At 33.8% G+C, this 9,139-nt stretch carries 10 protein-coding genes; 4 read left to right on the top strand and 6 right to left on the bottom strand.

Translation table 11 applies throughout. The features are described 5' to 3' along the window. Window positions 1-693 precede the first annotated feature (693 nt). Window positions 694-1,014: a plasmid mobilization protein gene (locus tag B7696_RS00220; RefSeq protein WP_008295520.1), complete on the top strand. Its 321-nt coding sequence runs from the start codon at window positions 694-696 to the stop codon at window positions 1,012-1,014. A 357-nt stretch (window positions 1,015-1,371) separates the two neighbouring features. Here the strand turns inward: B7696_RS00220 and B7696_RS00215 are convergent, their stop codons facing one another. Next, window positions 1,372-1,671 carry a type II toxin-antitoxin system RelE family toxin gene (locus B7696_RS00215; protein ID WP_003015041.1) on the bottom strand — a complete coding sequence of 100 codons (300 nt, stop codon included), beginning with the start codon at window positions 1,669-1,671 and terminating at the stop codon, window positions 1,372-1,374. Continuing rightward, window positions 1,668-1,916: a type II toxin-antitoxin system RelB/DinJ family antitoxin gene (locus tag B7696_RS00210; protein WP_001018847.1), complete on the bottom strand. Its 249-nt coding sequence runs from the start codon at window positions 1,914-1,916 to the stop codon at window positions 1,668-1,670. The genes B7696_RS00215 and B7696_RS00210 overlap by 4 nt, the downstream gene beginning before the upstream one ends. 833 nt (window positions 1,917-2,749) lie before the next feature. Between B7696_RS00210 and B7696_RS00205 the strand changes: the two genes are divergently transcribed. Beyond that, a complete protein-coding gene (locus tag B7696_RS00205; protein ID WP_000429534.1) occupies window positions 2,750-3,358 on the top strand; it encodes a DUF1269 domain-containing protein in 609 nt (202 codons plus the stop codon). Between the two features lie 57 nt (window positions 3,359-3,415). Here the strand turns inward: B7696_RS00205 and B7696_RS00200 are convergent, their stop codons facing one another. Then, a complete protein-coding gene (locus tag B7696_RS00200) occupies window positions 3,416-3,613 on the bottom strand; it encodes a hypothetical protein (RefSeq protein ID WP_000793101.1) in 198 nt (65 codons plus the stop codon). Window positions 3,614-3,854: 241 nt separating this feature from the next. Between B7696_RS00200 and B7696_RS00195 the strand changes: the two genes are divergently transcribed. Together B7696_RS00195 and B7696_RS00190 are read left to right on the top strand one after the other, a co-directional pair. Continuing rightward, on the top strand, window positions 3,855-4,268 hold the full coding sequence (locus B7696_RS00195; RefSeq protein ID WP_000350619.1) for a hypothetical protein: 414 nt from the start codon (window positions 3,855-3,857) through the stop codon (window positions 4,266-4,268). A 353-nt stretch (window positions 4,269-4,621) separates the two neighbouring features. Continuing rightward, window positions 4,622-5,590 carry a tyrosine-type recombinase/integrase gene (locus B7696_RS00190; RefSeq protein WP_000163596.1) on the top strand — a complete coding sequence of 323 codons (969 nt, stop codon included), beginning with the start codon at window positions 4,622-4,624 and terminating at the stop codon, window positions 5,588-5,590. Between the two features lie 131 nt (window positions 5,591-5,721). On the opposite strand, the gene B7696_RS00185 is transcribed toward B7696_RS00190, so the two are convergent. From B7696_RS00185 to B7696_RS00175, 3 genes are all read right to left on the bottom strand, one after another. Beyond that, window positions 5,722-6,993 carry a hypothetical protein gene (locus B7696_RS00185; RefSeq protein ID WP_084861476.1) on the bottom strand — a complete coding sequence of 424 codons (1,272 nt, stop codon included), beginning with the start codon at window positions 6,991-6,993 and terminating at the stop codon, window positions 5,722-5,724. 3 nt (window positions 6,994-6,996) lie between these two features. Further along, window positions 6,997-7,548 carry a hypothetical protein gene (locus B7696_RS00180; protein ID WP_001125257.1) on the bottom strand — a complete coding sequence of 184 codons (552 nt, stop codon included), beginning with the start codon at window positions 7,546-7,548 and terminating at the stop codon, window positions 6,997-6,999. A 626-nt stretch (window positions 7,549-8,174) separates the two neighbouring features. After that, window positions 8,175-8,987: a replication initiation protein gene (locus B7696_RS00175; protein ID WP_000254441.1), complete on the bottom strand. Its 813-nt coding sequence runs from the start codon at window positions 8,985-8,987 to the stop codon at window positions 8,175-8,177. Between the last annotated feature and the right edge of the window lie 152 nt (window positions 8,988-9,139).

Raw genomic sequence — 9,139 nt, 5'->3', positions numbered from 1 at the left:
AGTCAATAATGGGGTACAAAATAGTCAATAATGGGGTACAAAATAGTCAATAATGGGGTACAAAATAGTCAATAATGGGGTACAAAATAGTCAATTATTTATCTGCAAACCCTTGATATTACTGAGTTTCTAAGGTCGACAAAGTATTATAAAGTAATATAAAGTATATTAGAAAGTAAATTAGAAAGTATCTTCTTAAGAAAAAAATCTATATTTTATTTTTAAAAAATAAAAAAATCTTTCACTCAGTTCACTATTTTCTATCTAACCACTTACAAATATATTAGACTAAAATCTAAACTTCAATATCAAATAGGAAGTCAAATACATTTCGCTTCCTATTTTTCTATAGTTTTACATAAGACCCTCTGCATATATGATCGCATCATGAGAAAAACTGAGTTTTTAACGTTTTTTGTACCATCCCACATTTAAGACATCATCAGAAGCCATATTTTGGCCGTTAACAGCATCCTTGAGTATTTACAGTAGTTTTTCCTTTGCTAAACTTATAAAACGCAGTATAGGGCTAAAAATGCATGTTAAAAGAATTTAATCTTTATCATGTGCTCACTGCTAAAGATATACTAAAGAAATTTAGTCAAAAAACTCAGTTTTTCTTGTATTATGGTGTATTATTAAATAATACTGTGTGGTATAATATGTATTATATTAGTTAACGGGGTGAAAGTTTTGACTGAAAAAATGACTGTCCTAAATATCAGGATGAGCGTTGAAGAAAAAGAAGAATTAAAGGAAAGAGCTGCAGAACTTGGAGATTCGATCAGTTCATATGCTAGAAAAGTACTCTTCCAAGAGGATAATACAAGCGACTACGTAGATAATACAAATGTATTACAAGAGAAAGATGAGCGTATATCAGACCTTAAAACTCAAATAGACGACTACAAGAAGCAAATTGAGCAACTGCATACGATTATTTTGGCAACTCAGAAAGATAATCAGTTGCTGATTGAACAGAAAGCGAAGAGATGGTGGAAGTTTTGGGAATAGCTTTGAACATCTCATCTTTTTTAACTTTATATACATAAAAAAGTCCTCGAACAAACAGCTCAAGGACACACTAAATCCCTAGAAGACAACAGTCCTCTAGGGATTTTTACGCTCTTTTTTTGATTAACGAGTATTTTGAGGCTAAATGCCGACTATCCTCGTCGTCCAACTATTCACAAATGAAATATGCTAATACATTTGCCATAACGCTGAAGAAGAGGTCAAATAAGTTGCTCACGACTCTCACTTTCTATCCTGCTCGGTAGGTTGTGATCAATTATCTTAGCTCATTTGCTTTCAATTTCTTTAGGGGGATAGTGGACGTTTTTTCTTTTATATAGATTGGCTAAAATAAATTCATCTGTTTCTTATACGTTTTTCAGAAATTGTATAAATTTCGTTATCACTTCTCTTACCAATAGCAATGACTTCAATAATTTCAATTGCATTGACAGTTTCATGAAAAACAATTCTCAGGCCCAGTTTTTTGTGTTTTAACTTCCTGTAACCTGCTAAATTACCGTGAAGAGCCTCTCCGGCAAGCATTCCTTGATTTTCTAACTTGATAAGTGACTTTTTAACATGAAGACGTTGACTATTATCTAATTTATAAAAATCATCTTGTGCTTCAGGTATCAATTCAACTTTATAACTCAATCCCAACCATCCTCTACATTTTCCAAACCTTCACGCCAATTTGAACCAAGAAATTCATCGACAGTTAAATTTTTTCGTGCTTCAAGTTCAAATGGAATTTTACGATCACGTCTGATTTTATTGAAATATAAATTAATTGCTGTAGTATAGTCAAGTCCAATCTCGTTTAAGACCTCACCGACTTCCTGTTTTAATTCAGAGTCAATACTTAGATTCAATCTTGCTTTTGTAGTTGTAATAGCCATTTAAATCACCTCATCTTTTTGTGTATATTATACACAAAAAGACAGATTTCTTCAAGCTATTTTTTTTCTCGTTGATAATTTTTCTGTATAAATTGTCAAAAAATGATGCTGAGATAGTCATTCTGAGCTGATTTCAGTTTAGAGGGCGGATAATCTATCGCTAAAATTCCTTACAGCCCCAACGGTTTATGCTGTTTTTAGCCACACTCTAAAACTTTCCGAAAAAGACCAATTTTTCGGAAAGTTGTTTTTTTGAAAAGTTCATCTCAAAATTCACCTTATTGTTTAAGAGACTTTAGGGCAAACCCATCTTGAGTAATAAGCAGTATCTCTTCTAGTACCTTTTATGATGGGACATCTTTGATGTTACAGCGAAGTAGTCAATCTTCATGTTGTTTTTCCATGCTTAGTCACCGACAACTTTAAGATCGCTAGCGACTACTTTTACTCCGCCCCAGGTACTACGTGCTATGTTCCACATGACGGATATAGGGATTAATCAGTTCAACCGTCATTATACGTATCATGGGTTTAGCCATACTTTCGTGTATGTTCGTACCCCCTATCAGTGGTGGGGATTTGTAGGAAAGACACCATTTATTGACTTTTTGCACGGGTGGCTTTAAGATGTTGCTGGACGCCTTTCTTGATAATCACTCAGAGTCGCCAGAGTGTCTGGCCCGAGATATGGCAAGGATATACCGCTGCCTGCACCAGTCCTTCGACGCTGACAAATTGCGACATATCATGTAAATTGTCGCATAAAAGTAGTTTCAAAAAAAAGAAAACTTTGTTATAATGTATGTGTAATTTTTAGAAAAGAGGTATTAACTATGGAAAATCTAGTAGTTTCAATCTTTAGCACTGAAAGCGAAGCTTATCAGTCCTTTGCGGATTTGAAGGCTTTCCGCCAAACTCAGACGACCAAGGTTGCTCAAATCGCCTTGGTCAAAAATGAAAACGGTCATATCGTTGAAAAAGAACGCTATGACTTTGAAGATTCAACGACGGATGCAGCCCTAAAAGGTGGCTTGCTCGGTTCAGTTATCGGGCTTTTGGGTGGTCCTATCGGCGTCTTGTTTGGTTATGGTATGGGTAGCCTCTATGGTTTGGCTGCTGGTGATACCATTGATACGGCAGAAACTGGCCTGATTGACGTTGTTTCTCAGAAATTGACTAACGGTGAAACAGCCGTTGTTGCCTTGGTGCAAGAAGACAACGAAGCAGTCATCGATGCTTACTTCACCAAGTACGACACCCAAATCGTGCGTTGGGATGTAGCAACCGTCGTAGCCGAAATCGAAGCAGCTCTGCAAGTCCAAGAAGACCTCTACAACCAGGCACGTGCACAAATGAAGGCTGAACGTAAAGCCGAACGCAAGGCTAAACTTGAAGAATTCAAGGCAAATGTCAAAGCAAAATTTGACAAATTGAAAGCGTAAGCACTCAAGCATCTCATAAAAAATAGGCTTTCTACTTCTGGAAGATAGCCTATTTTTTTAAAAAACTTCTTCGCGATCAATCCCTGGGTATGGAGCTTGATCATTTAAAATACGATTTAAACAATCTATGCTCGCTTGTAGATAGAACAATTCATTTTTTATGGCTGCTGCATCAGATATTTCTGCTAATCGACCACACTGCCGTTGCATATGCCAGATTACCTTTTGGATATTTTTTTCTTTTAAATTTTTCATGGTTAAATTATATCTTGAGAAGTTCTTGAATTTTTTAAAAATCCTGAAACGCTTGAATTTTAAGCTCAACAATCAATTTATTTAATAGTAGTAAATATTGTGTATTCTCGAGTTATTGACTATAGAGATTTGGTATGTTAAAATACAATTGAGATATGATATTCTTCTTCATTGAAGCTCCATGTCTCTAGCTAGATTTCGCTGATTCATAACCTCTTTCTTTTATAAGAAAGGAGTTTCTATGGATATAGAAATTAAAAAATTATTCAGCGAGATTATTAACGTAGTAATAAAAATCACTATCACATCTGTATTTTTTAGTGAACTATTAGCTACTACGTTGATTCTTGAAGTTCCCTCATTGATGGAACGTTTATACTCCATCTATGATAAACGGAAAAAACAAGACAAATCTTCATTTTTAACGTGTGAATACACAAAAAAACAAAAATGGAAATGGAGGCGGCTCACTCTTTTTGTTTTATCAAGTGCATTCTTATTCATGTTATTTAAACAGCATGAAGACTCATTTGATTTGTTGTTGAAAATACTTAGTCGTAATTCTGCATTTATTTCGCGTTTTATGTTAGATAGTGTTGAAATGACAATAAAAAAACGATTACGACAGCAGTTAAACAATCGTAATCGTCAATAATAGTATCCACTCAAAAGAGTGTATGAATCATATTTGTAAATTACGCCAATAATTTACAAATCGAAATCTAGTAACGAAACTTCCAAAAAATTTTTTTGGGAGTTTTTATGTAATAATTTATTCTTCAGAAAATTATTTGTGTTAATTAAAACATTAATTGCGTTAATTAAACACTGACATATTGTATCACATTTACACATTTTTGTCAATTTGACATCGTGAATTTATTGATATTTCGCTTGAAATTGTAATTTTTTTTTCGTTTTCCTCAAACAGGAAGTTTTCCTATCATACTTTGATTTGCCCATGATTTTCTGTTAATCTAGTAATAGATAAAATTGCAAGGTGAAATCATGACAAAATTAGAGAAAAAATATGACGAATTAGAGGGATTTTGGTCTCCTGCCGTTCGATTATATGTAGATTATTTTTTTACTACAAATACAAAAGACTTATACAACTACCGTAAGTTAAATAGCTTGAAAAAATTCCTTGATTTCTACGCGAGTAACCATCTTAAAAAGTCTACCAATGAATTAACCATGGATGATTTAGAGCAAACACCTGTAGAAGTTGTTGCAGATTATGTCAACTCTTTAGAGCTAAAACCAGACGGTAAAAAACGATTTATTAGTGTCTTAAACTCATTCTGGAACTACTACACTGTTGTATCATTCTCAGGTGATAGAAAAGCCCCATACTTCTACCGCAATGTTATGAACGAATGGATCAATGAGTATGGCATACTTTCTATTTTTTCATCAAAAAGAGGAGCAGGGAACACAGTACGAGTAGTTCATTATGATTTGCCATCTATGCTATACTTTTTTGATGAAATTGATAAGAATGAGAAACCTATGAGTCCCTATGACTTCTTCCTTGATGAAGAAGAAGGCTCATCTAAATTGCTGAAAAATAAAGACAGGGATTTAGCAATCATCGCTTTACTTGCTGGAACTGGAGTTGATCTTGAACAATTAGCGCAAACTACTTATAGAGATATTGACTTACACAAACAGACGCTAATAGTTACATCTCCTAAAGGTGAACGGATTAAGAAACCTATTTTAAGTGAATTTATCCACTATATCTCACCGTACATTAAAGAAAGAGAGAAATCGGTAACTACTAATACTAGTGATTCTCTATTTCTCGACTTCAAAAGAAGACCACTAACTGCTCCAAAAATATCAGGAGTAATAAGTAGGATAGAGCGCATTTTTGAAAAATCTTTATCCGCAGCCATTTTAAAACAGACTCATTCGTGCATTCTACTTGAGAAAAATAAGGATTTTTTGGATCTAGTCCAAAGAGAAAAGTAATATGGGGTCAATTTTGCGCACCTTTTTCTCATATATTACAAGACTCTCTATCCCCTTTTGTTATTTTTAATTCAATTTTTCAATAAATAAAAAAGAGAGACTTAACTAAGTACTCTCTTTTTTTACTTTTATTATCGGATATAAAGGCTCATGAGAAAATAATTGTGAGGCATATTGTAGTATTGTTTTGTAATCTCTGAAGAGAATACTAACCCAACCATAGCATAATCATCTTTGTATCTCTCGTAGAGTTTTTCAAAATAATCAGGGTTGCTAACGTCACCATAGTTTAATTTTACAAGGGGCATTTTTTCTTTGTCAAAATAATCATCTATGTAGGTCAAGATTAAAGAGAATGGACTATCAGGTTCTTCCACTAATTCAGCCGATACTATATCGTAAGGCATGATACGTTCTGTCATACACTTCTCTAATAATCTTTCGTTTTCTTGACGTTCATCAATCACTATATCGTGCATGATGGCCTCTGTGATTTGAGACAGTGCATTGACCTCTGGTAATGCAAACAAGGTTACGTTATTCTCTTGTGTTTTCTCGTAGTAAGAAAAGCCACTGTCTCCAAAAGGTACGGTATATAAATTGTCAATAAAATTCACAATGCGTACATGCAGACGATTATCTTTTGGCTCTGAAATATTATCAAAGACAAAGAAAATTGTATCTCCTCGATAATATTTCATTTGAAAGTATCCCATTATCTTCCCAAGCAGCTTGAAGTGAGGCTCTGTATTCCTGTCATACTCAATTAAATACCTCTGGCCTCGAACAAAGATCACTGCATCTGGGACAAGTGAAATAAGTTTTCGGTTAAACGGAAAAAAGTAAGTGATGTTCAATTCTCTGGGTGATAAATCTGTGCACTGTTCAACTATTCGTCTACCGATTTTCAGAGCTAATCTTCTTGTATGATAATCATGTAGATGTATTTTTCTGATACCATCTTTACCACCAATCATTTTGTTTGTCTTAAGGCTATAATGCGAACCTTTAAACTCTGTTACCTTTGTCAGCTCAGTAAGACCTGGTATTTCATGAATGATATCTAACAACCAGTCAGCAAAATACTTAGGAACATATAGAAACTTAGTCTTACCTATTCTATAATTGTCTTCAAAGTGACTGAGGGGCATTCTGCTATTTCCTATGAAGGAATACAGTGTTCTGTTGTTTAATTCTTTACCCGTAAGGATATAATACTGATCCAGTATCATTTCTCTTGAAAAATACCTTAAGCGAATTAAATGATACATGAGTAAGATTGTGTCTCTTGTAAAATATATCTTCTTTGCACCATTTGGACTTGGCAAGTAATAAGCCACTACATCTTTTGGGATCTGCTCTATTTTTTCTTTGCTTTTTCTTTGTTTTCTTTTAGCGTTCATAAATCATTTTCTCTTCTCTATTTTTATCAAGTATCCTTCTTTCACTTTTTCATATACTTGTATTTCAGACCAATCTTCTTTACGAAATAAATCAGCAATTCTTCTTTGCTCTTGGATAAGATTCCCATTTTTGTCCTTTATTTCATCTTGATAGACTGATTCTGATACATAAAGTGTTAATTCTTGACTACTATGATTTTTGTCAATCTGCAAAAAAATAATATAATCATTAAAGGCCATATGTTTTCGACCTTCAGGTCCTATGAACTGTTTATATGAGACCATTCTGAATTTAATACTATCTATAAAATGTTCAAACTGATTATTAGTATTATTCTCGTAAAGTTCAGTTGCATATTCTGATATAGCTGCAATATCTGAATATGAGATAGTTATGCTCTCTTGTGAGTATCTATCATGTATTATCTCTAATATTCCAAAAACAATCTCTACTTCATGCTTAGATAGCGGTCCTAGATCAAAATGGTCTGGCAAATCGCTATTATGATGTATAACTGCTATATACTCTTTTTGATCTTTTTTTAATTTTGGCATTGATTATACGCTCCTTGTTTGTTTCTTATATATATTTTATCACGCCTCATTTCACATTCAAAGCTATCATAGCCCAAAACGGACTATGATAGCCGAAAACGGTTTCTTCTCAAAAATCAACTCATTTTTAGCAGCTACAGCACGTTCAATTTATAGTTCAAATTTTAGTCATATTCTAAAACATAGTGAAAGTAGAGGTAATACCCCTATAAAGTCACGTTGTTTTAAATTCGACTCTACACTTACAGGGACGTGGGTTTTCGGTTCTTCTTTTGAACCACTATGTTTCTCGACCTAAAAAACCATTAACCACCTCATTCCTATTTCGTTGTAAATCAAGCAGCATCAAGGGATTACAGTAACATTTTTTACCTAAGATGTTTCTCAGTCAAAAAAACGATTAACCACCTCATTCCTATTTCGTTGTAAATCAAGCAATATCAAGGAGTTACAACAACATTTTTTACAAAATATGTTTCTCATCCTAGAAAATAATTAACCACCTCAGCGCAATATTGCTATAAAGCTAGTAGCACCAATGAGTTAACGAACTCTTTTTCAATCTCTATCTTTCTCAAAGAAAAAAGGCTGCATACGCAAGCCTCAATTTTTAATATAAGTTCAAATTACAAAAAATCATAGATGTCTGTCTGATGTGATGCTTTCTCTGCCTCTATGATTACATCTGCAGTGGTTGGCATCCGTCTATCCCTAATTACCATCTCATACCCGATAACTTTTCGTCCTTTTTTTACAGTTGTTAAATCTATATCAGCGTTGAATTTCATTTCTAATTCTTCGCATGCCACCATTAGAGCGTTCCTCTTAAACAAACCTGCAGGCCATGACTTCTCTTCACCCAAGAACCAATCTTGCCACTCCTCTAAACTTCCCTTAATGGTTGTATATTCTCGATTTCCTAAGCGATATGCTTCCCAAAGTTTCATCAAGATCAAAGAATACTTTGATTTCACATTTCCTAACTCATCCAAATGGAAAGAGTAGTAGTTTCTTTTCAACTCAAAAACTAAAGGTCCAGCATCTTCAGAGAATTTGAACTCTACAAGGCCATCCTCGATAAATCTTATTCTGCTGAAAAGTTGAGTCATGATTATTGAACGTCTACCGTCAGGCAATGTTTCAGGGATATATAGGGCTGTATTCTCGTTAAGTCTCGAAAAAGCTTCTGCAATCCGTCTATAATTCTGACCGTTTTTAGTTAATCCAAAGTGCTTCATAATGTCAAGGCTATGAACCGTAAAGACATCACCGACTCTACTATCTTTCGTTACAGATGAAAAACAGTAGTCTAAAACCTTGTGTTCAAAAGCTTTTAAATTACCAAAAGCTTTGGCCAAGTCATTCGCCTGGACAACTAAATAATTTTGACGAGAAGCTAGTTCTTCATAGATTTTACTGGATTTTCTATTTGATACCATCTTGTTTACCTTTTACTATGTTTCCTATTATGCTATATTCTATCAATTTTTAATTTTATAGTCAATAATGGGGTACAAAATAGTCAATAATGGGGTACAAAATAGTCAATAATGGGGTACAAAATAGTCAATAATGGGGTACAAAATAGTCA

The organism is Streptococcus mitis (genome assembly GCF_002096815.1).
Lineage (GTDB): Bacteria > Bacillota > Bacilli > Lactobacillales > Streptococcaceae > Streptococcus > Streptococcus mitis_AD.
Note: the sequence above shows the minus strand (reverse complement) of the source record. Positions and strands in the feature narration are given on the sequence as shown.

Excerpts from the sequence above, each read along its gene's own strand:
- B7696_RS00210 (WP_001018847.1), bottom strand. The coding sequence starts at position 1,916 with ATGGCTATTACAACTACAAAAGCAAGATTGAATCTAAGTATTGACTCT.
- B7696_RS00205 (WP_000429534.1), top strand. The coding sequence starts at position 2,750 with ATGGAAAATCTAGTAGTTTCAATCTTTAGCACTGAAAGCGAAGCTTAT.
- B7696_RS00200 (WP_000793101.1), bottom strand. The coding sequence starts at position 3,613 with ATGAAAAATTTAAAAGAAAAAAATATCCAAAAGGTAATCTGGCATATG.
- B7696_RS00195 (WP_000350619.1), top strand. The coding sequence starts at position 3,855 with ATGGATATAGAAATTAAAAAATTATTCAGCGAGATTATTAACGTAGTA.
- B7696_RS00190 (WP_000163596.1), top strand. The coding sequence starts at position 4,622 with ATGACAAAATTAGAGAAAAAATATGACGAATTAGAGGGATTTTGGTCT.
- B7696_RS00185 (WP_084861476.1), bottom strand. The coding sequence starts at position 6,993 with ATGAACGCTAAAAGAAAACAAAGAAAAAGCAAAGAAAAAATAGAGCAG.
- B7696_RS00180 (WP_001125257.1), bottom strand. The coding sequence starts at position 7,548 with ATGCCAAAATTAAAAAAAGATCAAAAAGAGTATATAGCAGTTATACAT.
- B7696_RS00175 (WP_000254441.1), bottom strand. The coding sequence starts at position 8,987 with ATGGTATCAAATAGAAAATCCAGTAAAATCTATGAAGAACTAGCTTCT.